The sequence below is a fragment of the Reyranella sp. genome (assembly GCF_965227665.1).
Taxonomy (GTDB): domain Bacteria; phylum Pseudomonadota; class Alphaproteobacteria; order Reyranellales; family Reyranellaceae; genus Reyranella.
Genome location: NZ_OZ245767.1, coordinates 3,922,851 through 3,945,035 on the forward strand (window position 1 = coordinate 3,922,851; position 22,185 = coordinate 3,945,035).

General features: G+C 66.1%; 27 protein-coding genes. 20 read left to right on the top strand and 7 right to left on the bottom strand.

Annotation, left to right across the window (positions count from 1 at the left end; all coding sequences use genetic code 11):
- Window positions 1–19: 19 nt before the first annotated feature.
- The gene (locus ACO07I_RS18945) at window positions 20–475 is read right to left on the bottom strand and encodes a c-type cytochrome (protein WP_422009998.1); all 456 of its coding nucleotides are present in this window, start codon (window positions 473–475) and stop codon (window positions 20–22) included.
- A gap of 201 nt (window positions 476–676) precedes the next feature.
- Here ACO07I_RS18945 and ACO07I_RS18950 point away from each other — a divergent pair, with 201 nt between their 5' ends.
- The 15 genes from ACO07I_RS18950 to ACO07I_RS19020 all read left to right on the top strand — a co-directional run bounded on the left by ACO07I_RS18950 (window position 677) and on the right by ACO07I_RS19020 (window position 13,542).
- Window positions 677–1,372: a cytochrome b/b6 domain-containing protein gene (locus tag ACO07I_RS18950; protein ID WP_422010000.1), complete on the top strand. Its 696-nt coding sequence runs from the start codon at window positions 677–679 to the stop codon at window positions 1,370–1,372.
- Window positions 1,373–1,450: 78 nt separating this feature from the next.
- A complete protein-coding gene (locus ACO07I_RS18955) occupies window positions 1,451–2,299 on the top strand; it encodes an AAA family ATPase (protein ID WP_422010002.1) in 849 nt (282 codons plus the stop codon).
- Window positions 2,300–2,321: 22 nt separating this feature from the next.
- Window positions 2,322–3,503, top strand: coding sequence for a vWA domain-containing protein (locus ACO07I_RS18960; RefSeq protein ID WP_304853861.1), 1,182 nt, complete (start codon window positions 2,322–2,324; stop codon window positions 3,501–3,503).
- 85 nt (window positions 3,504–3,588) lie between these two features.
- Window positions 3,589–5,223: a thiamine pyrophosphate-requiring protein gene (locus ACO07I_RS18965; protein ID WP_422010005.1), complete on the top strand. Its 1,635-nt coding sequence runs from the start codon at window positions 3,589–3,591 to the stop codon at window positions 5,221–5,223.
- Window positions 5,224–5,242: 19 nt separating this feature from the next.
- Window positions 5,243–6,301, top strand: coding sequence for a redoxin domain-containing protein (locus ACO07I_RS18970; RefSeq protein ID WP_422010007.1), 1,059 nt, complete (start codon window positions 5,243–5,245; stop codon window positions 6,299–6,301).
- Window positions 6,302–6,444: 143 nt separating this feature from the next.
- On the top strand, window positions 6,445–6,894 hold the full coding sequence (locus tag ACO07I_RS18975) for a (2Fe-2S)-binding protein (RefSeq protein ID WP_422010009.1): 450 nt from the start codon (window positions 6,445–6,447) through the stop codon (window positions 6,892–6,894).
- 13 nt (window positions 6,895–6,907) lie between these two features.
- Complete coding sequence (locus tag ACO07I_RS18980; protein ID WP_422010011.1) at window positions 6,908–9,079, top strand: molybdopterin cofactor-binding domain-containing protein; 2,172 nt, start codon at window positions 6,908–6,910, stop codon at window positions 9,077–9,079.
- The gene (locus ACO07I_RS18985) at window positions 9,079–9,372 is read left to right on the top strand and encodes a c-type cytochrome (RefSeq protein ID WP_422010013.1); all 294 of its coding nucleotides are present in this window, start codon (window positions 9,079–9,081) and stop codon (window positions 9,370–9,372) included. Before ACO07I_RS18980 ends, ACO07I_RS18985 begins: the two co-directional genes overlap by 1 nt.
- A 6-nt stretch (window positions 9,373–9,378) precedes the next feature.
- Window positions 9,379–10,635 (top strand): FCSD flavin-binding domain-containing protein, encoded by a 1,257-nt coding sequence (locus tag ACO07I_RS18990; protein ID WP_422010015.1) that lies wholly within the window; start codon window positions 9,379–9,381, stop codon window positions 10,633–10,635.
- Window positions 10,635–11,069, top strand: a complete 435-nt coding sequence (gene soxX / locus ACO07I_RS18995) for a sulfur oxidation c-type cytochrome SoxX (protein WP_422010017.1) — start codon at window positions 10,635–10,637, stop codon at window positions 11,067–11,069. The genes ACO07I_RS18990 and soxX overlap by 1 nt, the downstream gene beginning before the upstream one ends.
- A complete protein-coding gene (locus ACO07I_RS19000) occupies window positions 11,070–11,513 on the top strand; it encodes a SoxY-related AACIE arm protein (RefSeq protein ID WP_422010019.1) in 444 nt (147 codons plus the stop codon).
- A complete protein-coding gene (gene soxZ, locus ACO07I_RS19005) occupies window positions 11,513–11,833 on the top strand; it encodes a thiosulfate oxidation carrier complex protein SoxZ (RefSeq protein ID WP_422010021.1) in 321 nt (106 codons plus the stop codon). Before ACO07I_RS19000 ends, soxZ begins: the two co-directional genes overlap by 1 nt.
- Complete coding sequence (soxA, locus tag ACO07I_RS19010) at window positions 11,830–12,618, top strand: sulfur oxidation c-type cytochrome SoxA (protein ID WP_422010023.1); 789 nt, start codon at window positions 11,830–11,832, stop codon at window positions 12,616–12,618. Before soxZ ends, soxA begins: the two co-directional genes overlap by 4 nt.
- A gap of 125 nt (window positions 12,619–12,743) precedes the next feature.
- On the top strand, window positions 12,744–13,016 hold the full coding sequence (locus tag ACO07I_RS19015) for a hypothetical protein (protein WP_422010025.1): 273 nt from the start codon (window positions 12,744–12,746) through the stop codon (window positions 13,014–13,016).
- Window positions 13,017–13,062: 46 nt separating this feature from the next.
- On the top strand, window positions 13,063–13,542 hold the full coding sequence (locus tag ACO07I_RS19020; protein ID WP_422010027.1) for an Lrp/AsnC family transcriptional regulator: 480 nt from the start codon (window positions 13,063–13,065) through the stop codon (window positions 13,540–13,542).
- Here the strand turns inward: ACO07I_RS19020 and ACO07I_RS19025 are convergent.
- From ACO07I_RS19025 to ACO07I_RS19040, 4 genes are read right to left on the bottom strand one after another with little or no spacing between them, the layout of a single operon-like run.
- On the bottom strand, window positions 13,520–13,969 hold the full coding sequence (locus ACO07I_RS19025) for a DoxX family protein (protein WP_422010029.1): 450 nt from the start codon (window positions 13,967–13,969) through the stop codon (window positions 13,520–13,522). The genes ACO07I_RS19020 and ACO07I_RS19025 overlap by 23 nt on opposite strands.
- A complete protein-coding gene (locus ACO07I_RS19030; RefSeq protein WP_422010031.1) occupies window positions 13,966–14,763 on the bottom strand; it encodes a DNA-binding domain-containing protein in 798 nt (265 codons plus the stop codon). Before ACO07I_RS19030 ends, ACO07I_RS19025 begins: the two co-directional genes overlap by 4 nt.
- Window positions 14,747–15,601, bottom strand: coding sequence for a DUF692 domain-containing protein (locus ACO07I_RS19035; RefSeq protein ID WP_422010033.1), 855 nt, complete (start codon window positions 15,599–15,601; stop codon window positions 14,747–14,749). The genes ACO07I_RS19030 and ACO07I_RS19035 overlap by 17 nt, the downstream gene beginning before the upstream one ends.
- A 12-nt stretch (window positions 15,602–15,613) precedes the next feature.
- Window positions 15,614–15,904 (bottom strand): DUF2282 domain-containing protein, encoded by a 291-nt coding sequence (locus ACO07I_RS19040; RefSeq protein ID WP_422010035.1) that lies wholly within the window; start codon window positions 15,902–15,904, stop codon window positions 15,614–15,616.
- 144 nt (window positions 15,905–16,048) lie between these two features.
- Here ACO07I_RS19040 and ACO07I_RS19045 point away from each other — a divergent pair, with 144 nt between their 5' ends.
- Window positions 16,049–16,606: a sigma-70 family RNA polymerase sigma factor gene (locus ACO07I_RS19045; protein WP_422010037.1), complete on the top strand. Its 558-nt coding sequence runs from the start codon at window positions 16,049–16,051 to the stop codon at window positions 16,604–16,606.
- On the top strand, window positions 16,603–17,238 hold the full coding sequence (locus ACO07I_RS19050) for an NrsF family protein (RefSeq protein ID WP_422010039.1): 636 nt from the start codon (window positions 16,603–16,605) through the stop codon (window positions 17,236–17,238). The genes ACO07I_RS19045 and ACO07I_RS19050 overlap by 4 nt, the downstream gene beginning before the upstream one ends.
- On the opposite strand, the gene ACO07I_RS19055 is transcribed toward ACO07I_RS19050, so the two are convergent.
- Entirely contained in the window at window positions 17,162–18,133 is a 972-nt protein-coding gene (locus ACO07I_RS19055) for a LysR family transcriptional regulator (RefSeq protein WP_422010041.1), read from the bottom strand. The two genes, ACO07I_RS19050 and ACO07I_RS19055, sit on opposite strands and share 77 nt — an antisense overlap.
- A 90-nt stretch (window positions 18,134–18,223) precedes the next feature.
- Here ACO07I_RS19055 and ACO07I_RS19060 point away from each other — a divergent pair, with 90 nt between their 5' ends.
- The 3 genes from ACO07I_RS19060 (at window position 18,224) to ACO07I_RS19070 (ending at window position 21,683) form a co-directional block, all read left to right on the top strand.
- Window positions 18,224–18,970: a sulfite exporter TauE/SafE family protein gene (locus ACO07I_RS19060; RefSeq protein ID WP_422010043.1), complete on the top strand. Its 747-nt coding sequence runs from the start codon at window positions 18,224–18,226 to the stop codon at window positions 18,968–18,970.
- A gap of 67 nt (window positions 18,971–19,037) precedes the next feature.
- Window positions 19,038–19,835, top strand: coding sequence for a class II aldolase/adducin family protein (locus ACO07I_RS19065; RefSeq protein WP_422010045.1), 798 nt, complete (start codon window positions 19,038–19,040; stop codon window positions 19,833–19,835).
- A complete protein-coding gene (locus tag ACO07I_RS19070) occupies window positions 19,836–21,683 on the top strand; it encodes an ABC transporter ATP-binding protein/permease (protein WP_422010047.1) in 1,848 nt (615 codons plus the stop codon). It begins immediately after the preceding gene.
- A gap of 16 nt (window positions 21,684–21,699) precedes the next feature.
- Here the strand turns inward: ACO07I_RS19070 and ACO07I_RS19075 are convergent, their stop codons facing one another.
- Window positions 21,700–22,182: a DUF3237 domain-containing protein gene (locus ACO07I_RS19075; protein ID WP_422010049.1), complete on the bottom strand. Its 483-nt coding sequence runs from the start codon at window positions 22,180–22,182 to the stop codon at window positions 21,700–21,702.
- Window positions 22,183–22,185 lie beyond the last annotated feature (3 nt).

Sequence of the window (22,185 nt, forward strand, 5' to 3'; positions counted from 1 at the left end):
TGTGTTGGGCAGAGCGGGCCTAGTTGGCCTTCGCCTGGAACTTCTGGTGGCACGCACCGCAGGTCTTGCCGGTGTCGGCAAAGGCGGCCGCCAGCGCCTCGGCATTGCCCGAGCCGGCCGCCGTCGCGAGCTTGTCGTAGGCTGCGTCGGCCGCCTTGCTGGCCGCTTCGAAACCGGCCCAGTCGGTCCAGATCGCCGGCAGGGCGCGGGTATCGCCCTTGTCGGAGCCTGCCGGGAACATCTTCACGAACGAAGCTTCGAGGGTCTTGAGCTTCGCGGCCTGCTCGACGGCGCCCGCGGTCGGACCCTTGGCATCGACAATCGCCTTGATGGCGCGCATCGCGGCGGCGGTCTGCTTGCGATTGTCCTTGCGCTGCGCGATCACGTCGCCCTGGGCCATCGCGATCGTTGCGCCACCCACCATTGCGCCGGCGGCGAGCGCGCCGACCATCGCAAGAACCAGACTCTTCCTCATAGACCCATCCCCTTGTGGCTGAACCGGCGGCGGGAAATTTATGCCTCGCCGATTGAGCATTTGTTGCAGAGCCCGGCCCGGAAGCGAACGGGCAGGTGAGACAAGCCCCATCACGACTGCGTGTAGTGGTCGTGCTCTGGTTCTTGCCTACAGCCCCGGTGACTCGACTATTCTGGGCCCTCTCAAGGAGATGAATGACGAATGGCCGGCAAGAAAGACAAGATACTCGTCTGGGACGTGCCCGTCCGCCTGTTCCACTGGCTGCTCGTCGCGCTGATGACGACCTCCTATTTCAGCGGCCGGGCCGGCGGCGACTGGATGCAGCTCCATTTCTGGTCGGGCTACACCATCCTGACGCTGCTGCTCTTTCGTCTTGCGTGGGGATTCGTCGGCAGCACCACCGCGCGCTTCTCGAGCTTCCTCAAGGGACCTGGGGCCGCTTTCGCCCATGTGGCGCATCTGTTTCGCAAGGAGGGCCCCTGCGACGTCGGACACAATCCGGTGGGAGGTGCCATGGTGCTCGTCCTGATCTTCGCGGTGATGGCCCAGGTCGTGACCGGTCTATTCGCGGCCGACACCGACACCGGCATGGTGAACGGACCGCTCGCCCTCAAGGTCGCCGACAAGTGGGTCGAGCGGGCCACGGATTTCCACGCCTGGTGGATCAATGTTCTGCTCATCCTGGTGGCAGTCCATGTCGCCGCCGTCCTGCTCTACCTGGTCTGGAAGCGGCACAATCTGATCGGCGCGATGGTCACCGGCCGCAAGCGGATCGATCAGGCGGTCGAACCGGGCGCGCCCGCACCGCGGCTCGCCTTCGCGTCGAGCCGCCTTGCGATGTCTGTCCTGCTGGCCTGTGCCGCTTTGGTCTATTTCATCGTTCGCGCGGGCGGCTGACCTGTTCGCGCGGCCTTGCTGGCCTGAAACCGCGCCACTAGGGTGGCTTTAACCACAGTGAAATTTGGATTTTGCACCATGAAATTTACCGGTACCGACTCCTACGTTGCCAGCGACGACCTGCGCGTGGCGGTGAACGCGGCGATCGCTCTGCAGCGTCCGCTGCTCATCAAGGGCGAGCCCGGCACCGGCAAGACCGTTCTGGCACACGAGGTCGCCAAGGCGCTGAACGCCCCGATCATAGAGTGGCACATCAAGTCGACCACTAAGGCGCAGCAGGGCCTGTACGAGTATGACGCCGTCTCGCGTCTGCGCGACAGCCAGCTCGGTGACGAGCGCGTGAAGGACATCGGCAACTACATCAAGAAGGGCAAGCTGTGGGAGGGCTTCACCGCCCCAGTGCGTCCGATCCTGCTGATCGACGAAATCGACAAGGCCGACATCGAGTTCCCCAACGATCTGCTGCAGGAACTCGATCGTATGGAATTCTACGTCTACGAGACGCAGCAGACCATCAAGGCGACCGAGCGGCCGATCGTGATGATCACCTCGAACAACGAGAAGGAGCTGCCGGACGCCTTCCTGCGCCGCTGCTTCTTCCACTACATCCGCTTCCCCGATCGCGAGACGATGACGCAGATCGTCGACGTCCACTTCCCCGACCTGCAGCGCAACCTGCTGCGCGAGGCGCTGAACGTATTCTACGACATCCGCGAAGTACCGGGCCTCAAGAAGAAGCCGTCGACCTCCGAGCTGCTCGACTGGCTGAAGCTACTGATGGTCGAGGACATGTCGCCGGAGTCGCTGCGCTCCAAGGACTCCAAGCAGCTCATTCCGCCGCTGCACGGCGCGCTGCTGAAGAACGAGCAGGACGTGCACCTGTTCGAGCGTCTGGCCTTCATGGCGCGGCGGGAGCAGCGCCAGTAATCACCGCTGAGAGGAGGACGCGATGTTCATCAACTTCTTCCTCGAGCTGCGCAACGCCAAGCTGCCGGTCTCCATCAAGGAATACCTTTCCCTGATGGACGCGATGGACAAGGGAGTCGCCGACTACAGCGTCGACGACTTCTACTATCTGTCGCGCGCCGCGCTGGTGAAGGACGAGCGCAACCTCGACAAGTTCGACCGCGTGTTTGGCACCGTCTTCAAGGGACTGGAGGCGCTGCCCCCCGAGGGCGTGGCCGCCGAGATCCCCGAGGAATGGCTGCGCAAGCTGGCCGAGAAGCTTCTCACCGAAGAGGAGAAGAAGCAGATCGAGTCGATGGGCGGCTGGGAAAAGCTCATGGAGACGCTGAAGAAGCGCCTCGAGGAGCAGCAGAAGCGCCACCAGGGCGGCAGCAAGTGGATCGGCACCGCCGGCACTTCGCCCTTCGGCGCCTACGGCTTCAATCCCGAGGGCGTGCGCATCGGCCAGGACAAGGGCCGCGAAGGCCGCGCCGTCAAGGTGTGGGACAAGCGCGAGTACAAGAACCTCGACGACACGGTCGAGATCGGCACGCGCAACATCAAGATCGCGCTGCGCCGCCTGCGCAAGTTCGCGCGCGAGGGGGCCGAGGTCGAGCTCGACATGCCCGACACGATCCGCTCGACGGCGCGCAATGCCGGCTACCTCGACATCAAGATGGTGCCGGAGCGGCGCAACAAAGTGAAGCTGCTGATCCTGTTCGACATCGGCGGCTCGATGGATGCGCACATTCGGGTCTGCGAGGAACTGTTCTCGGCGGCGCGTTCGGAGTTCAAGCACCTCGAATTCTTCTACTTCCACAACTGCCTTTACGAAAAGCTGTGGAAGGACAACCGCCGCCGCCACGTCGACACCTTCTCGACCGCGCAGATGCTCCATACATATCCGCCCGACTACAAGGTGCTGTTCGTCGGCGACGCCTCGATGAGCCCCTACGAGATCGCCTATCCCGGCGGTTCGGTGGAGCACTGGAACGAGGAAGCAGGCCAGGTCTGGATCCAGCGCGTGGCCGACACCTATCGCAGCATGGCGTGGCTGAACCCGGTGCCGGAAAGGCACTGGAGCTACACGCCGTCCATCCAGCTGCTGCAGCAGCTGACGAGCAACCGCATGTTCCCGCTCACCCTGGGCGGCCTCGACAGCGCGATGAAGGAACTGAACAAGTAGGACGCGCTGGGACGCGCCACTCCAGTGGCGCGATTCATGACGCGCCACTGGAGTGGCGCGCCCCCGGCCAAAGGGAGAAACGAAGATGAAGACCGGACCGGCAGTCGCGGAAATCCTGAAGCGCGAAGGGGTCGAGTATCTCTTCGCCTATCCCGTCAACCATCTCATCGAGCATTGCGCCGCAATCGACATCCGGCCGATCATCGTGCGCCAGGAGCGAATCGGCCTGCATATGGCCGACGCCATGTCGCGCATGACCAAGGGCCGCAAGATGGGCGTGTTCTGCATGCAGAGCGGTCCGGGTTCGGAGAACGCCTATGGCGGCGTGGCCCAGGCCTACGGCGAATCGGTGCCGCTGCTGGTCATCCCGGCGGGCTATCCGCGCCGCATCGCCCATGTGCCGCCGAACTTCAACTCGACAATCACCATGGCGCATGTCGCCAAGCATGCCGAGCCGATCACCTCGGGCGCCGACATCGAGAACGTCATGCGCCGGGCCTTCAGCCTGCTGCGCAACGGCCGCGGCTCGCCGGTCATCATCGAGTTCCCGGCCGAAGCCAACGGCGAGGACGCGCCCGATCCGCTGACCTACGAGCCGATCAAGCCGACGCGCTACGGTCCCGATCCGGCCGCGGTGAAGGAGGCCGCCAAGGTGCTGGTCGAGGCCAAGCGGCCGGTCATCTATGCCGGCCACGGCGTGCATTGGGCCGAGGCCTATGACGAGCTGAAGGAACTCGCCGAACTGCTGGCGATTCCCGTCTGCACCTCGCTCCAGGGCAAGAGCAGCTTCGACGAGACCCATCCGCTGTCGCTGGGTTCCGGCGGCCGCGCCTATCCGAGGCAGGTCCGGCACTTCCTCGACAAGTGCGACGTGCTGTTCGGCATCGGCTGCTCCTTCACCGAGACCAACTTCGGCATCTCGATGCCGAAGGGCAAGACGGTGATCCACACCACGCTCGACCCCAATCATCTCAACAAGGACGTGCGCTGCCAGTACGGCCTGATCGGCGATGCGAAGCTCGCACTCCGCGCCATGATCGACGAGTGCAGCAAGCTGGTCGGGGCCAAGAAGCGCGATGCCGCGCCGGTCGTGGCGGAGATCAAGCCGATCGCCGACGCGTGGCTCAACGAGTGGATGCCCAAGCTCACCAACAACGAAGCGCCGCTCAATCCCTATCGCGTGCTCTGGGACCTCCAGCACACGGTCGACAAGGCCAACACGATCATCACACACGACGCCGGCAGCCCGCGCGACCAGCTCTCGCCGTTCTGGAAGACCACCGCGCCGCACACCTATATCGGCTGGGGCAAGACCACCCAGCTGGGCTACGGGCTCGGCCTCGCCATGGGCGCCAAGCTCGCCTGCCCGGACAAGCTCTGCATCAACGTGTGGGGCGATGCGGCGATCGGCTTCACCGGCATGGACTTCGAGACGGCGGTGCGCGAGCGCATTCCGATCATGTCGATCCTGCTCAACAACTTCTCGATGGCGATCGAGCTGCACATCATGAAGGTGTCGACCGAGAAGTACCGCTCGACCGACATCTCGGGCGACTACGCCGCCATGGCGCGGGCCTTCGGCGGCTACGGCGAGCGCATCACCAAGCCGGATGACATCATCCCGGCGATCAAGCGCGGCATCGAGCAGACCCAGAAGGGCGTGCCCGTGCTGCTGGAGTTCATCACGTCGAAGGAAGTTACGATCTCGACACCGAAGTGAGTCGGAACGGGAGGCCGCGATGACGAAGATCCTCACGCCCACGGGCGAGCACGACGTCGCCGCGCATGACGGCCTCTGGATCAGTCCGGTCGATGCCGAGCATGTCACCGGCTGGACGCTGAAGCCGGAAGGCATGTGCCGCGACGATCTGTGCGTGCCGCTGCCCGCTTCCGCGCTCGCGCCCAACGAAGTCGACCTCGAGGCTTTCTGGAAAAAGCTGGGTGGTCCCGTGGTCGCCAGCGAGGTACGGGACGTGTGGGCGCTGGGTGCGCCGGCCGAGGAGCGCAATGCGACGCTCGAAGGGCTGGAGGCGCCGGACTTCACCTTGCCGGATATCGACGGCGTGCCGCGCTCGCTGTCGCAGCTGCGCGGCCGCAAGGTGTTCCTCGCCACCTGGGCCAGTTGGTGAGGCTGTCGTTTTGACTTGCCCGTGTGGCAGGCCCTCTACGAAGAACTGAAGGACAAGGGGTTCATGGTCGTGGCCGTGGCCCAGGAAAGCCGCGGCGCCGAGCATGCGCGTCCGTGGATCGAGCAGGCCAGATCGTCCTACTGGCAGCTCATCGATACCGACCATCGGCTCGAGGACCTCTATAATCTCGTGAACGTGCCGCAGGCGATCTGGATCGACGAGCAGGGCCGGATCGCCCGGCCGCCCGAAACGGCGGGCTCGACCGATCATTTCCGGCGAATGGACCTCGAGACGCGCACAATGACTCCAGAAGATCAGGCCGAGCGCCTCGCCGCGCGACAGGCCTATCTCGACGCGGTGCGCGCCTGGGTCACGACCGGCGCGCATGCGTTGCCACCCGATGAGGCGCGCACAGGCCTACCCAAGGTCACGCCCGAGATCGCCGAGGCGCGGGCACGTTTCCGACTTGGGCTTTGGCTGCGCGCCAACGGTCGCGCGGCCGAAGGCGACTCGCAGATGGCTGAAGCGAGCCACCTGCATCCCGAGTCGTGGAGCCTGTGGCGTCAGGCAGCCGATCTCGACGAGGTCGGCAAGGCCTCGGGGCCGGAGTTCTGGAAGCGCGTGCAGGCGCTTGGCGATCGTCCGTATTATCCGCCACCTAAACTGTAGTTCGCGAGCGTCACGGACCCGCCACATTTTGCTGTGCTTTGTGAGGCCATCACACCTCCGTGAGAGCAGCAGGTCTGCAAGGCAGTCGCGCCCTCGCTGAGTTACCCTCCGGTCCATATTTCCTGAACCAACGGGAGACTGGGATGGCTGTTCTCAACGTCAACGGCAAGGCGGTCGACTACACCGCCGATCCGGATACTCCACTCCTCTGGGTGCTGCGCGAGCAGCTCGGTCTGACGGGCACCAAGTATGCCTGCGGCATCGCACAATGCGGCTCCTGCACGGTCCATATCGACGGTGCGCCGGTGCGTTCGTGCAGCGTGCCGGTGAACGCTGTCGGTACCCAGAAGGTCGTCACCATCGAGGCCCTGGCCGAGAATGGTGTGCTGAACAAGATCCAGAAGGCTTGGGTCGAGCTCGACGTGCCCCAGTGCGGCTACTGCCAGAGCGGCATGGTGATGGCGGCGACGGCGCTGCTTGCCGCCAAGCCCAATCCGACCGATGCGGACATCGACGAAGCGATGACCAACATCTGCCGCTGCGGCACCTACCAGCAGGTCCGCGCCGCCATCCACGCCGCCGCCAAGGCCTGAGGGAGGACGCATCATGACGATCCAGACTTCGCTCGGCCGTCGCGGCTTCCTGGTCAGCGGTGCCGCCGTCGCCGGCGGCTTCTCGCTGGGCTTCCACTTGCCCTTCGACGAAAACGTGGCGCAGGCCCAGTCAGTCAAGGAACTGAACGCCTGGGTGGTCATCCATCCCGACGACAAGGTGGCGATCCGCATTGCCCGCTCCGAGATGGGGCAGGGCACCCTCACCGGTCTCTGCCAGCTCGTGGCCGAGGAACTGGACTGCGACTGGAACAAGGTTACCTGGGAATATCCGACGCCCGGCGAGAACCTGAAGCGCAATCGCGTCTGGAAGAACTTTTCGACCGGCGGCAGCCGCGGCATCCGCGAGAGCCAGCAGTATGTCCGCGAGGGCGGCGCCATCGCGCGCGAGATGCTGATCGCGGCCGCGGCCAAGCAATGGAATGTGCCGGCGGCGGAATGCAGCGCAGCCGACAGCAAGATCACGCACAAGGGATCGGGCAAGACGGTGACCTATGGCGCGGTCGCTGCCGCGGCGGCCGAGCTCGAGCCGCCCAAGGACGTGAAGCTCAAGGATCCCAAGGACTGGAAAATCGCCGGCAAGCCGTTGAAGCGGCTCGACACGGTCGACAAGGTCACGGGCAAGCAGATCTACGGCATGGACTACACGATGCCGGGTATGCTCAACGCGACCGTGCGCGCCTGCCCGGTTATCGGAGGCAAGCTCAAGGACTTCGACGCCGCCAAGGCCGAGAAGATGCCGGGCGTGAAGAAGATCTTCGCGATCGACGGCAACGCCGTCGTGGTCGTGGCCGACACATACTGGCAGGCCAAGACGGCGCTCGACGCCGTCACGACCAACTGGGACATCGGTGAGCTCGGCAAGGTCTCGACCGAGACAATCAACGCCATGCTGAAGGAAGGACTCGAGGCCAAGGAAGCCTTCGTCGGCAACAAGGCGGGCGACGCCCAGAAGGCGATCGAGGGCGCGGCCAAGAAGGTCGAGGCCGTCTACAGCTTCCCCTACCAGCACCATGTCACCATGGAGCCGATGAACGCCACCGCGCGCTACACCGCCGATAAGTGCGAAGTCTGGTGCGGCACGCAGAACGGCGAGGCGGCGCTGGCCGCGGCGTCGGAAGCGGCAGGCTTGCCGGTTGCCAAGTGCGAGGTCTACAAGCTCCTGCTTGGCGGCGGCTTCGGCCGACGCGGCCGCTCGGACTATGTGCGGCAGGCCGTGCTCGCGGCCAAGGAGATGCCCGGCACGCCGATCAAGCTCATCTGGTCGCGCGAAGAGGACATGACGCACTGCCAGTATCATCCCACGACGATGGCCAAACTGACCGCGGGGCTCGACGCCCAGGGCAATCTGGTCGGCCTACATGTGCGCATCTCGGGCCAGTCGATCCTGGCCTCGCTACTACCGCAGAACCTGGTGAACGGCATGGATCCGATCGCCTTCCAGGGGCTCATGCAGTCCGGGGTCGAGGCCGCCTATGGCTACGACATCCCCAACCTGATGATCGACCACGCCATGCGCAATCCGCACATCACGGCGGGCTTCTGGCGGGGCGTGAATGTGAACCAGAACGCCGTCTACATGGAATGTTTCCTCGACGAGCTGGCGGCTGCGGCGGGCCAGGATCCGCTCGCCTACCGCCTCAAGTACCTGAAGCCCAAGTGGGCGGCGGTTCTGAAGGCCGCCTGCGACAAGGCGGGCTACGGCAAGCCGCTGCCCGAGGGCCGCTTCCACGGCATCTCGCAGGTCATGGGCTACGGCAGCTACGTCGCCGGCGTCGCCGAAGTATCGGTGAGCCCCGACGGCCAGCTCAAGATCCACAAGATCACCGCGGCCACCAATCCCGGCCATGTGGTCAACCCGGCGCAGATCGACCGCCAGGTCGCAGGCTCGTTCGTCTACGGCCTGTCGGCCGCCCTGTACGGCGAGATCACGGTGAAGGACGGCGCGGTCGAGCAGACGAACTTCGACACCTACAACGTGATGCGCATCGACGAGATGCCCGACGTCGAAACGGTGCTCGTGCCGACCCACGATTTCTGGGGCGGCGTCGGCGAGCCGACCATCGCCGTCGCGGCGCCCGCCGTGCTGAACGCGATCGCCAAGGCGACGGGCAAGAGGGTGCGCAACCTGCCGCTGATGAACAACGATCTGAAGAAGGGGGCCTGATGCCTCGAACGCTGCTGCCGGGCCTCGCCAGCGTGATCCTGCTGGCCGGCCCGGCAACGGCGGCCGACGCGCCGCCGGGCGCCAGCTCCTGCACCGGCTGCCACGCCCCGAAGAAGGTGGCGGATTCGGTGATCCCGCGACTTGCCGGCCGCAAGGCTTCGGACATCGTCACCTTCATGCGCGAGTATCGCAGCGGTGCCTGGCCCTCCAGTGTCATGGGGCGGATCGCCAAGGGCTTCGACGAGCGGCAGACCGAGGCCATCGCCGCTTGGTTTGCCGTGCAGCCGGAGTAGGCGGCTATGGCGACACGCCGTCATTTCTTGAAACTCGGCGTTGCGGCAGGGCTCGCGCCCGCCGTCGCGTCGGCGCAGCGTAAAGCGAAGATCGTTGTGATCGGCGGCGGCTTCGGCGGCGCCACGGCGGCGCGCACCCTGAAGGCGCTGCAGCCGTCGCTCAAGGTCACCCTAGTCGAGCCAAACCCCGTCTACACGTCCTGCCCCTTCAGCAATTCCGTGCTGGCGAATTTGCGCGAGATCGACCAGCAGCAGTTCGGGTACGACGGCGTCAGGGGTGCGGGTGTCACGGTTGCCGGGACGAGCGCCACTGCAGTCGATGCCGATGCCAAGACCGTGACCTTGGCCGACGGCAACAGGCTTTCCTACGATCGGCTGATCATGTCCCCCGGCATCGACTTCGACTGGAAGGCCATCCCGGGTTACGACGAGGCCGCAGCCGCCAAGATGCCCCACGCCTGGAAGGCGGGCGGGCAGACTGTGCTGCTGCGCCGTCAGCTCCAGGCCATGGACGATGGCGGGCTGGTCGTTCTGTCGGCGCCGCCCAATCCCTTCCGCTGCCCGCCCGGGCCCTACGAGCGTGCCAGCCTGATTGCCTACTGGCTGAAGATCTGGAAGCCGAGGTCCAAGGTCTTGGTGCTGGACGCCAAGGACGCCTTCTCCAAGCAGCGCCTGTTCCAGAACGGCTGGGCCGAGCTCTATCCGGGGCTGATCGAGTGGGTGCCTCTCAGCCAGGGCGGCAAGGTAACGGCGGTCGATCCCGCGACTCTCACACTCACGACGGAGTTCGGGTCGCACAAGGCCGCGGTCGCCAACGTGATCCCCCCGCAGAGGGCCGGCGCCATCGCCGCGCAGGTGGGCGTCGCTGATCGCACCGGCTGGTGCCCGGTCGAGCCGGTGACCTTCGAATCGACCCTGCGGCCCAACATCCATGTGCTGGGCGACGCGGCGATCATGGGCGGCATGCCCAAGTCGGCCTTCGCGGCGAACGCCCAGGCCAAGGTCTGTGCCGCCGCGATCGTGAAGTTGCTGGCCGGCGAGAAGCCGCAGGATCCGATCGTGATCAACACCTGCTACAGCCTGGTCGCGGCCGACTACGGCATTTCGATCGCCGGCGTCTACCGTCCCGAGAAAGGCCAGCTCGCCGACATTCCCGGCGCCGGCGGCACCAGTCCGCTCGTGGCCGTGGGCGGATTGCGCGGCCAGGAGGCGCTTTACGCGTCGAGCTGGTTTCGCACGATAACGGCCGAGACGTTCGGCTGATGCGCAGCCTCGTCGCCCTCGCTCTCGTTCTCGTGGTCGGTCCTGCAGCGGCGCAACAGGTCGATCCCGGGATCGTCGGCGATTCGATCCCCCGCTCGCTCACGGGGCAGGCGGGCGATGCGGCGCGCGGGCGCGCGATCGTCGCCAACCGCAGCGTCGGCCTGTGCCTCCTCTGTCATTCCGGGCCGATCGCCGAGGAACGTTTCCAGGGCGATCTGGCGCCCAGTCTTGCCGGCGCGGGCTCGCGCTGGTCGGAGGGACAGTTGCGTCTGCGCATCGTCGACGGGTCACGTCTCAATGCCGACACGATCATGCCGGCCTACTATCGCACCCAGGGCCTGCACCGTGTGGCCCGCAACTTCGAGGGCAAGACGATCCTCACGCCTGCGCAGGTCGAGGATGTCGTGGCCTATCTCGTAACGTTGAAGGATTGAATGGATCGCCGCCTGTTCCTCGCCGGCACTGCCGCGATCGTCGTCCTCCCGCTCGGGCCGGCGGCAGCGACGCCCGATGCCATGGCCGAGGCGATCAAGAAAGTCATCGGTAGCGCAACGCCGATTGAAGGCCGGATGAAGCTCGACGTGCCGCCGCTGGTCGAGAACGGCAGCACCGTGCCGCTCACCGTGTCGGTCGAAAGCCCGATGACCGAAGCCGACCATGTGAAGGCGATCCACGTGTTCAACGAGAAGAATCCGCAGCCCAACGTCTTCTCCGCCCGGCTCGGCCCGCGCAGCGGCAAGGCCATTATCGGCACACGCATCAAGCTCGGCGACAGCCAGCGGATCATCGCCATTGCCGAGACCAGCGATGGCAAGTTCTGGAGCGCGGGCGCCGACGTGATCGTGACCCTGGCCGCTTGCCTCGAGGAGTCGCCCTGATGTCGAACATCCTGGTGAATGCCCCGAAGACCGCCAAACGTGGCGACGTCGTCGAGATCAAGGCGCTGATCATGCACCCGATGGAGACCGGCTTCCGGCCCGGCCCGAATGGACGCATCATCCCTCGCAACATCATCGAGCGCTTCGCCGCGACCTGGAACGGCGCCGAGATTTTCGCGATGGACATGTCGCCCGCGATCGCCGCCAACCCCTTCGTGTCTTTTTTTGCTCAGGCGAACGAGAGCGGCACCGTGGTCCTGCGCTGGACGGGTGACGAGGGATTCGCCGCCGAGCATCGGGTCGATATCGCCGTCGAATGAGGAGGCGGCTGCTCGTCGTCGGTCTCGGCGTGGTGTTCGCAGGATCCTACGCGGCAGCCCAGGTCGGAACCCAATCGGGCGCGGACACGCGTCGGTCCGGCTACCAGGACATGGGCGAGGCGCTGCAGAAGATGCAGGACGACGACACCGCCAATCCCGGCATGCTGTTCGTCCAGCTCGGCGGCCAGCTCTGGGGAAAGCCAGCGGGCGCCGCGAATAAATCCTGTGCCGACTGCCATGGTGCTGATGCCGCCAGCATGAAGGGTGTTGCCGCGCGCTATCCCGCGATCCCGGCGGGCAGTGACCGTCCGGTCGATCTCGAAGGCCGCATCAATCTCTGCCGCACGGAGCACCAGAGCGCCGATCCGCTGCCACCCGAGAATCGCGACCTTCTGGCGCTGGCCGCCTTTGTCGGGCAGCAGTCGCGAGGCCTGGCGATATCGCCGCCAGTCGACCCGCGTCTCGAGGCGTTCCGCCAGCAAGGGGGGGAGATCTATCGCCGTCGCCAGGGCCAGCTCAATCTCTCCTGCGCGATCTGCCACGACGACAATGCCGGCAAGAAGCTGGCAGGCATCGTCATTCCGGAGGCGCATCCCACCGGCTATCCAATCTATCGGCTGGAATGGCAGGCGCTGGGATCGCTCAAGCGTCGGCTGCGCAACTGCCTCGTCGGTATCCGCGCCGAGGCCTGGCCGCTCTATGCTCCGGAATATACGGCGCTGGAGCTCTATCTGATGGAGAGGGCCAGGGGGCTGAAGCTCGAGACGCCGGCCGTCCGGCCCTGAGTGATGCCCTATCGGGAGAATATTCTCCCCCGGGTGGATGTGGGAGTGATTCCTGCCGTAGCGGCCGCCCGATTCGACCGACCGTTTCATTGCTGCAATAGCGAACGCGCCCGTAGATTTCCGGCATGTTCGGTATTGCCAGCACCCTCGTTGCCCGGGCGGCGCGCCTGTTCCAGGCAGCCTATGAAGAGCCCGCTCTCTGGACGGTTTCCGCGCAGGGGGGCGTCGTGGGCACGCTGATGTGCGAGGCCGGCGCATGGCGTCTGTCCTGGTTCGACGGCGCGCCGCCCCGGCTCGTGAACTATGCCGGACGGGTGGATGGCGACGTCGAGGCGCTCGCCATCATACTCTCCGAACGGCTGGGTGCGCCGGTGCGCCTGGAGTCGCTTCCGGTCTAAACTCCCCCTTCAGGTTGGCGGGCCGCCGCATATGGATGTTCGAATCATGGATGCCATCGACAAGAAGATCGTGGCGCTCCTCCAGGAGGATGCGAGCCTTTCGCTGGCGCAGATCGCCCATCGGGTCGGCCTCTCGCAAAGCCCCTGCTGGAAGCGCATCCAGCGCCTGGAGAAGACCGGTGTCATTCTGAAGCGGGTGGCGCTGATCTCGCCCGAGGCGATCGGCATGGGGCTGACCGTGTTCGTCTCGATCGAGACCGGCGACCATTCCTCGGCCTGGCTCTCCAAGTTCGCCAGCACGGTGACGGCCATGCCGGAAGTGATGGAGTTCCACCGCATGGCCGGCGACATCGACTACATGCTGAGGGTCGCGGTGCCCGACATGCAGGCCTACGACCTGTTCTACAAGAAGCTGATCGACACGATGCCGCTCAAGAACGTGACCTCGCGATTCTCGATGGAGCGCGTGAAGTCGACGACGGCCTATCCGATCGTTTCCGATCTCAAGCCCGTCCGTAAGCGCTAGGCATCGCCCGCGCGAAGAGCAGGCGGTCGAGCGCCAGCCGGCCGGGCCCGAACTTGGCAAGATAGAGCAGCGCCACCGCCCAGACCCCGTGCGTATCGAAGGCGTTGGGATAGACGAAAATCTCGATCACCAAGGTCATGCCCAACAGGGCCAGCGCCGCCGGCCGCGTGAACAGGCCGAGGAACAGCAGGACCGGCAGGCCGAGCTCGGCGCCCGTCGCCAGATAGGACGCCAGCTCCGGCGGCAGCAGCGGCAGCCTGTACTCTTCGCGAAACAGAGTGAGGGTCGTGCCGTCGGCCCAGCCGTCGAGCTTCAGCAGGCCCGAGCGCAGAAAGATCGTGCCGACGGACAGGCGGGCCAGAAGGGCCAGCAGCTCGTGCGGGATGCGTGTCAGCAGGGCGTCGAGACGCGACAACAGGGCGATCATCGTGACGATCCTTGGAACAGGGTTGTGATGGCGCCGGCGCCGAACAGCGTCGCCAGCGACGTTGCGAGATCGAAACTGTCGTGAGTGCCCGACGCCTCTTCGGCGGCGGCGCCCAACGTCACCCCGCGGGCCAGCTCGGTCACCAGCCGGTCCGCGCCCGGCGGCAGCCGATAGAGGAGAACTTCCAGATGCGGCCGCGTCACCAGCGCCGTCTCGCCCGTCCAGTCGGCTGCCGGCGCCTCGGGCATGGCGTCATGGGTATTGGTGGTCCAGACAGAGACGATGGGCCATGGCGAGGCGATGACGGCCATGGCGGGATGCAGGCCGATCCGCACGGAGCCCAGCGCTTCGGGAGGCAGCTCCGCGAGCCGGGCGATGTCGGCCGGATTTGCGTCGGCGCTGTGGAATGCGGCGTGGCGCGCCCATTCCAGCCGGGCGATGTCGGGCAGGTAGGGCAGATTCGCGGCCGGATCGAACCCCTCCAGGAAGCCCGCAAAGGCGGCGCCATATTCGGCGAGGACGGGCGAACGCGGCGGATGACGCTCGATGAAGACGAGCGCCATGGCGGTGAAGAATTCTTCGCCGACCAGACGCACCACCACCGGAAACCGTGCCGCCAGGGCGGCGGCCAGACTGGCCTTCACGTTGTTGCGGTAGACGACGAATCGCCGCTCGTGAGCGGGCCGGACCTCGCGTCGGATCCCGTCGGGCACCGACAGAGGGGCCTGCAGCACGGCGCGGGCAAAGCGGTGCTGCATCTCGGCGAGACCGTTGCCGTCAGGCTGCGCGCGCATCGAGCCCTCCGGCCGTCTGCAGAATCGATTGGGCCTGGCGGACTTCGACTTCCAGGTCGCGCCAGGCGGGCACGTCGGAGTCCCACTCGATCAGCGTGGAGCGGACACCCCGGCGCGCGATCTCGTCCCGAAAGAGCGACCAGACCTCCGGAGCGATGGTTCGGTCGTGGGTGTCGACGAGCAACGTGTCGCCGTCGCGTTCCAGCACCGCATGACCGGCGAGATGGATTTCGCCGACATGCTCGTGCGGGAAATCCGCGAGATAGGCGCGGGGATCGAAGCCATGATTGGCCGCTGAAACGACGACGTTGTTGATGTCGAGCAGCAGGCCGCAGCCGCTGCGACGGGCCAACGCCCGCAGGAACTCCGTCTCCGTCATCTCATCCCCGTCGAAGCGGAGATAGGTCGAAGGATTCTCAATGAGGATGCGTCTTCCGAGCCCCGTCTGGGCTTCGTCGACATGGCGCGCCACCAGCGACAGGGTGACTTCCGTGTAGGGAAGGGGCAGGAGGTCGTTCAGGAAGATCCCGTCATGCGTCGACCAGGCGAGATGCTCCGACACGATGAAGGGCTGGTAGCGATCCACCACCGACTTCAGGCGGGCGAGATGGCCCGACACCATGCCGCCGGCCGAGCCGATCGACAGGCCCACGCCATGCACCGACAGCGGATAGAGCGCGCGAACGCGCTCCAGGAAGTGATGCGGCGGACCGCCGGCTCCCATGTAGTTCTCGGCATGCACCTCGAACCAGCCGACATCGGGTCGCGATTCGAGGATGTGCTGCTGGTGTTCGGGCTTCAGCCCGGCACCGGCACGAAGCAGGCGGTCCGCCGTCACGACGCGTCTTCCTTACATCGGGGCGAGTGTGCCCTTGCGCTTCATGCCGTCCTTGAGGGTCACTTCCATGGTGGCGCAGGATCCCTTGGCGACGTACTTCCAGGCCTTGGCGTCGTAGTCCGCCTTGGACTGGCCGGCGCAGGAGTTGTTGCCGGTGGCGGCGCAGTCGTTCTTGCCCGCCATCGAGATGCCGTAGCACCTCTCCTTGTCGGCGTTGGCAGTCTGGGCATTGGCGCCGGACGACATCAGGGCCGCAGCGGCGACGGCGGCGGCAAGGGCTGCGGTGGTGGTACGATTGATCATGAACAATCCTCCTGGGCATTCGAGCCAGTCTTGGCTCGCAGGAGGTCATTCGGAGACGCGCACGTCGTCGTTACAGGGGCGCCGCTTTCTTTTTTCTCCAAAGCGCCTGTAATGTTCTCTCCATCCAACACGAATGTGTGAAGAGTGGGCCCGTTGTCCGATCCGGAAGATCTCTCCGCACTCATGCGGGCGGCCCGGATGGGGGACGACGAGGCGTACCGGCGCCTGCTTCTCCGCGTCGCTGCCTGGTTGCGCGCGGTGGCGTCGCGCGGCCTGGCGGCGGCCGGTCGGCCGAATGCGGATTGCGAGGACATCGTCCAGGAGACTTTGCTGGCCATGCATCTGAAGCGCGACACCTGGGACGAAACGCAGCCTCTGCAGCCCTGGCTGCGGGCGATCGCGCGCCACAAGCTGGTCGACCATCTGCGCCGCCGGGGTTTCACCGATCACGTCGACATCGACGATTATTCCGACTCGCTCGCCGCGCCCGCTTCTGCGGAGGAGGGAAGCTCCCTCGATGCGCGGCAGATGCTGGCCAGCCTGCCCGAGCGCCAGCGCCGGATCGTGGAAGGAATCTCCATCGAGGGGCAGAGCGCGCGGGACGTCGGGGCACGGATGGGCATGAGCGAGGGCGCCGTTCGGGTGACGCTCCATCGGGCCCTTCGCGCCCTGGCCGATGCCTATCGCAAGGACAGGACATGAAGACCGAGCAGCTCGTTGCATCCCTGGTCGTCGATCGTGCCGCCTCGACGAGGCCGCTTGGACGCGCCGTGGGGCGTGCCGTCGTGGCGGGCGCACTGGTGTCGCTCGTGATCTTCGCATTCGAGTTCGGACCGCGCGTCGATCTGGCGGCGGCCTTCGAGACCTGGCGGTTCGACGCCAAGCTCGTGCTGGTGCTGTCGGCCCTGATGGCGGCCATCGGGGCCTGCCTGGCGATGGCGCGGCCGGTGGTCACCACGCGATGGCGGCGGGCCGTTCTGCCGCTCCTCCTCATCGCGGCGGTGGCGCTCGGGACCGAACTCGCCGTGCTGCCGGCCGCCGCCTGGAAGGCGCGCCTTGTCGGCAGCAATGCGCTCGTGTGCCTGACGGCCATCCCGCTGTTTGCACTCGCGCCTCTCGCGGCCCTGCTTCTCGCGCTGCGTCGGGCGGCGCCAGCCTCTCCGGCTCTTGCCGGTGCGGCCGCAGGCGCGCTCGCGGCCGCCATCGCGGCGGTCATCTATGCCTTCCACTGTTTTGACGATTCGCCCCTGTTCGTCCTCACCTGGTATTCGCTGGCGACGATCCCGGTCGTCTTGCTCGGGGCCGCCGTAGGGCGCCGCCTGCTGCGCTGGTAGCAGGCCTCTCACCGGACTTTCGCAGGGACTCGAAGAGCCGTCGCGCCGGCTTGGGAAGGCGCGCTGAATCGCGGACATACAAAGCGAGCTCGCGGATCGACCAGGGCTCCGTGAGGCGCAGCGTCGCGAGCGGCAGCGCACGACGGTGGCGCAGGGCGGTCGCCGCCGGCACGATTCCGACGCCCACCCCCGCGGCTACCATCGCGCAAACTGTGTCGAGGCTGTTGACCCTGACGCGCAGGCGGAGCGAGCGGCCGAGACGGGCGGCCTGCATGGCGAGATGCTCGTCGAGCGCGGTCCCACGTGGCAGGCCCACGAAGTCGAGGTCGAGCAGCTCGGCAAAGCCAGTCTGCCGCTTGCCCGCCAGACGATGCCCGGCCGGCACCGCCAGCACCAGACGATCGGTCCGGAAGGGATGGCTCTCCAGTCCCGGAAGGGATGCGGCCTGCGATCCGATGCCAAGATCCGCATCGCCCGCGGCGATGGCAGCGCCGATCGCCGGGCTCTCGCGATCCTCGAGATCGATGTCGATCGTGGGGTTGTCCGCCAAGAAGGTCGCCAGCAGCGACGGCAGATGCTCCGAGAGCGCCGAGGTGTTGGCGAGGATGCGGATGCTGCCCTTCAGGCCGCGCGAATAAGAACCGAGGTCGCCACGCATCGTCTCGATCTGCTGCAGCACGATGCGGGCGTGATCGAGCAAACTGCGGCCGGCGTCGGTCGGTTCGACGCCACGGCGCCCCCGCTTCAACAGAGGGACGCCGAGCAGTTCCTCCATGCCGCGGATACGCGCACTGGCCGAGGCGAGCGCCAGATGGGTGCGCTCGGCACCGCGCGTGATGCTGCCGGTCTGGGTCACCTGAACGAACAGCCGCAGGTCTGTGAAATCGAAGCGCAAGGGATTCTCCTTCTGCCTTCGTCAAGGACGGAGGCATACCCCGTATCCTCCACATTGCGAAGGCCCGGACCGGAGCCCAAGGCTTGCGTCATGGAGCTTTCGATCTTCGCTTACGTCCTTGCGATCTTTGCCTTGGCCGGTTTCACCAAGGGGATCATCGGACTGGGGCTGCCCACAATCTCGATGGGATTGCTGGCGGTTGCCCTGTCCCCCGTCGAGGCGGCAGCCCTGCTGATCCTGCCGTCGCTTGTCACTAATGCCTGGCAGATGCTGGACGGGCCGCATCTCAGGTCTCTCGTGCGACGGCTCTGGCCGCTGAACCTCGGGGTCTGCCTCGGTACGTGGGCGGGGGCGGCCTTCCTATCCGGGCTGGGCGGGCCCTACGGGACGGCGACGCTCGGCGTCGCGCTGATCGCCTACGCGCTGTCGGGTCTGGCGGCACTGCGACTCGCCGTGCCGGCCGGCGCAGAGCGGTGGATGGGGCCGGTCGCCGGCGCGACCACGGGCGCGATCACGGCGGCTACCGGTGTCTTCGTCGTTCCGGCCGTGCCCTACCTTCAGGGCATCGGCCTCACGAAGGATGAACTGGTACAGGCGCTGGGCCTGTCCTTCACCGTCTCGACCGTGGCCCTCGCGGTGATCCTGGCCGGCAGCAACGGCATGAGTATTGGCCTGGGGCTGCTCTGGCCTTCGGTGGCGGGTGTCACGGTGGCACTCGCAGGCATGCGGCTGGGGCAAGCGGTGCGCGCCCGGCTGTCGGCGCAAACTTTTCGCCTGTGGTTTTTCGCCGGGCTTCTGGCGCTCGGCGCCTATCTCGCAGCGCGCGGGCTGCTCTGAGCCGCCGATGGACGATCGGGGAGACCGGGTCTAGCTTCTGGAACCGTTTAATTCCTGGAGCGTTTCCATGGCCGTGCACGCCCTCAAGACTTCAAAGGTTGCCAACCTCCGGTCCAACGTCTCGCCTGAGGAATGGCAGGCGCGCGTCGATCTGGCGGCGTGCTACCGCCTGATCGACCTGTACGGCATGTCGGACCTCATCGCGAACCACATCTCGGTGCGCGTGCCCGGCGAACACAATGCCTTCCTGATCAACGCCTATGGTTTGCTCTACGAAGAGATCACCGCGTCGAGCCTCCTGAAGATCGACCACGAGGGCAACATCCTGACCAAGCCGGAGTTCAACGGCGGGCTGGAGTATGGCGTCAACCGCGCCGGCTTCGTGATCCACAGTGCCATCCACATGGCCAAGCCCGAAGTCGCCTGTGTGATCCATACCCACACCTGGCCGGGGATGGCGGTCTCGACCATGGAATGCGGCCTGCTGCCCAACACGCAGACCTCGATGCGCTTCGCCAAGATCAGCTATCACGATTTTGACGGCGTGGTCCTCGAGTTGGCCGCCCGCGACGCGCTCGTGAAGAGCCTGGGCGACAACAATGCGATGATCCTGCGCAACCACGGTCTGCTCACGACCGGCGCGACGATCCCCGAGGCGTTCAACGCCATGCACCGGCTGGAGCTGAGCTGCAAGACGCAGATCGCGGCCATGTCGTGCAACACTAAGCTCATCGATGTCCCGGCCGACGTGGTCGAGGCGACCTACGTGAACTACCAGCCGAAGACCCGGCGGCCGTTCGGCCTGCTGGACTGGCCGGCACTCCTGCGGAAGCTCGACCGGATCGATCCGGGCTTCCGCGACTGATTGGACACACCGCATAGTTCCGTCCGCGCCTTCGCCGCCGTTGCCAGTGGATACTGGACGGCGCCGGGATATCGTGCCGTCGCCTGGACGCTTACCGGCGGCCTCGTGCTGCTCGCCGTTGCCAATGTCGGCATCGCGTTGTGGCTCAACATCTGGAACCGCGACTTCTTCAATGCGCTCGACAAGCGTGATGTGGTCGAGCTCATGCGGCTTCTGTGGGTGCTGGCCGCCATCGTCGGCTCGGCGGGCGTGGCGGTGGCGATCCAGCTCCACGTCAAGCGGCGGCTGCAGATCAACTGGCGCTCCTGGCTGTCGCACGTCACGGTGCTGCGCTGGCTGAACGCCGGCCGGCAGTATCAGCTCGGCATGCTGGCCGATGAAGTCGACAATCCCGACGGCAGAATCGCCGAGGATATCCGCGTCTCGACAGAGCTCGCGGTCGAGTTCGCGCAGAGCATCCTCCAGTGCGTTCTGCAGTTGGTCACCTTCCTCAGCGTGCTGTGGGTCCTGTCGGGTACCATGCCGATCAGGCTGTTTGGGCTCGAATTCGATCTGCCGGGCTACATGGTGTGGGCGGCCGTCGCCTATGCCCTCGTCGGCTCGCTGCTCACCTACTTCCTGGGGCGCGGCCTCATCCATGCCGGCAATATTCGCCAGAGTCGCGAGGCTGATTTCCGCTCTGGCCTGACGCGGGCGCGCGAGCATGGCGAGGGCATCGCCCTGATGCGCGGTGAGGACGACGAGCGCGAACGACTGCGCGGCTCGCTCTACGACCTGCGGTCGGCTTGGAACGTCCAGACGCGCGGCCAGGGAAACCTCTCCCTGCTCACCAGCTCGCTTGCGTACCTAGCGCCCATCGTGCCGTTGATTGTCGCCCTGCCGCGCTATCTCGGCGGCGAGATCGCGCTCGGCGGGCTGATGCAGACGGCGCAGGCCTTTTCCAGTGTGCAGTGGGCGCTGTCGTGGCTGATCGACAATTTCCCGAAGTTCGCGGAATGGCGCGCCTCGACCGATCGCGTGGTGCATCTCCATGTGGCTCTGAGCGATCTCGAGGAAAGCAGCGAGGCGCCCGACGATGCGCGGATCGTTGTTCACCCCGCGGGCGACTCAGACCGCCTGATCATGCGTGAGCTGGGCGTGGCTCGCCCGAACGGCCAAATGCTGGTCGCGGAGGCAGAGGTCGAGATCCAGCGGGCAGAAAGGGTCCTGATCCGCGGCAAGTCTGGCAGCGGCAAGAGCACGATCATGCGGGCGGTTGCCGGCGTGTGGCCGTGGGGTCGCGGGGCCATCCATCTGCCCACCGGCGCGATCACCTTCATGCCCCAGAAGCCCTATTTCCCGCTCGGCACTCTCCGCGACGCGATGCTCTATCCGGCCGAGCCCGAGGGTGGCATCAGCGATGACGTGCTGAGGGACATGCTGCACAAGGTTGGTCTCGACCATCTCCGCGATCGCCTCGACGAGACCGAGCGCTGGGACCACATCCTGTCCGGTGGCGAGCAGCAGCGCGTCGCCTTTGCTCGGGTGCTGGTCCACAAACCCGACTGGATCTTTATGGACGAGGCAACGTCGGCGCTCGACGAGGCAGGCCAGGAGAACGTCATGAAGCTTCTGATCGAGGAGCTGCCGGAGACGTCCGTCGTCAGTATCGGCCATCGCCCCGGTCTTGAGGTCTTTCACACGCGGGAGCTGACGCTCGAGGCCGGGGCCGACGGCACCAGGCTCCGCGCCGATCCCAGCCAGCGGTCGCTGGGCGACCTCTACCGCAAGATGGCGGCGGCCAGCCGCGCAGCGCCGCGCGATCCGGGCTTCTGGGCGACCTTGCGAGCCAATCTGCTGGGGCGCTGATCTCGCGTTTCTTCAGTCAGAGAACCTCGTGGAAGCCGATCGCAATCCGGTCGGGCGCACGCGTGGCGACGCCGACGAAGGTCACCCGCTCGAGCCACTTGAGCGATGGTTCCGCCGTCTCGAAACGCGGTGCCGTCCGGAAATGGTAGCTGCCGGGCGGCGGCAACTCCCCCCGGGCCATCCGTGCGAGGATATCCGGGCCCGCCACCCGAAGTCCTTCGTTCTGCACGTAGACGAGGGCGCCGGAATCGCTGCGGATCGTGTAGCGCGCCACCACTTCGATCGTGCCGTCGGGCCGCACGATCTGCCAGTCGGCGCCGCCCGGCAGAATCTCGCCTTCGAGACGCGGGCCCTGCACCTCACCGCCCAGGATGTCGATGATTCGCCGATGACCGCGCGCGGTCTGGCCAAGATCCTGTACTGGACCCACCTTGGCCTTGATTGCGAAGACGAAGCGCAGCGCCGGTGGTGTTGCAATGAAAGTGTCGACGTCGCCCATCAT

Bases quoted from the DNA above. Each gene is read 5' to 3' on its own strand.
- ACO07I_RS18945 (WP_422009998.1), bottom strand. From the start codon at position 475: ATGAGGAAGAGTCTGGTTCTTGCGATGGTCGGCGCGCTCGCCGCCGGC.
- ACO07I_RS18950 (WP_422010000.1), top strand. From the start codon at position 677: ATGGCCGGCAAGAAAGACAAGATACTCGTCTGGGACGTGCCCGTCCGC.
- ACO07I_RS18955 (WP_422010002.1), top strand. From the start codon at position 1,451: ATGAAATTTACCGGTACCGACTCCTACGTTGCCAGCGACGACCTGCGC.
- ACO07I_RS18960 (WP_304853861.1), top strand. From the start codon at position 2,322: ATGTTCATCAACTTCTTCCTCGAGCTGCGCAACGCCAAGCTGCCGGTC.
- ACO07I_RS18965 (WP_422010005.1), top strand. From the start codon at position 3,589: ATGAAGACCGGACCGGCAGTCGCGGAAATCCTGAAGCGCGAAGGGGTC.
- ACO07I_RS18975 (WP_422010009.1), top strand. From the start codon at position 6,445: ATGGCTGTTCTCAACGTCAACGGCAAGGCGGTCGACTACACCGCCGAT.
- ACO07I_RS18980 (WP_422010011.1), top strand. From the start codon at position 6,908: ATGACGATCCAGACTTCGCTCGGCCGTCGCGGCTTCCTGGTCAGCGGT.
- ACO07I_RS18985 (WP_422010013.1), top strand. From the start codon at position 9,079: ATGCCTCGAACGCTGCTGCCGGGCCTCGCCAGCGTGATCCTGCTGGCC.
- ACO07I_RS18990 (WP_422010015.1), top strand. From the start codon at position 9,379: ATGGCGACACGCCGTCATTTCTTGAAACTCGGCGTTGCGGCAGGGCTC.
- soxX (WP_422010017.1), top strand. From the start codon at position 10,635: ATGCGCAGCCTCGTCGCCCTCGCTCTCGTTCTCGTGGTCGGTCCTGCA.
- ACO07I_RS19000 (WP_422010019.1), top strand. From the start codon at position 11,070: ATGGATCGCCGCCTGTTCCTCGCCGGCACTGCCGCGATCGTCGTCCTC.
- soxZ (WP_422010021.1), top strand. From the start codon at position 11,513: ATGTCGAACATCCTGGTGAATGCCCCGAAGACCGCCAAACGTGGCGAC.
- soxA (WP_422010023.1), top strand. From the start codon at position 11,830: ATGAGGAGGCGGCTGCTCGTCGTCGGTCTCGGCGTGGTGTTCGCAGGA.
- ACO07I_RS19015 (WP_422010025.1), top strand. From the start codon at position 12,744: ATGTTCGGTATTGCCAGCACCCTCGTTGCCCGGGCGGCGCGCCTGTTC.
- ACO07I_RS19020 (WP_422010027.1), top strand. From the start codon at position 13,063: ATGGATGCCATCGACAAGAAGATCGTGGCGCTCCTCCAGGAGGATGCG.
- ACO07I_RS19025 (WP_422010029.1), bottom strand. From the start codon at position 13,969: ATGATCGCCCTGTTGTCGCGTCTCGACGCCCTGCTGACACGCATCCCG.
- ACO07I_RS19030 (WP_422010031.1), bottom strand. From the start codon at position 14,763: ATGCGCGCGCAGCCTGACGGCAACGGTCTCGCCGAGATGCAGCACCGC.
- ACO07I_RS19040 (WP_422010035.1), bottom strand. From the start codon at position 15,904: ATGATCAATCGTACCACCACCGCAGCCCTTGCCGCCGCCGTCGCCGCT.
- ACO07I_RS19050 (WP_422010039.1), top strand. From the start codon at position 16,603: ATGAAGACCGAGCAGCTCGTTGCATCCCTGGTCGTCGATCGTGCCGCC.
- ACO07I_RS19060 (WP_422010043.1), top strand. From the start codon at position 18,224: ATGGAGCTTTCGATCTTCGCTTACGTCCTTGCGATCTTTGCCTTGGCC.
- ACO07I_RS19065 (WP_422010045.1), top strand. From the start codon at position 19,038: ATGGCCGTGCACGCCCTCAAGACTTCAAAGGTTGCCAACCTCCGGTCC.
- ACO07I_RS19075 (WP_422010049.1), bottom strand. From the start codon at position 22,182: ATGGGCGACGTCGACACTTTCATTGCAACACCACCGGCGCTGCGCTTC.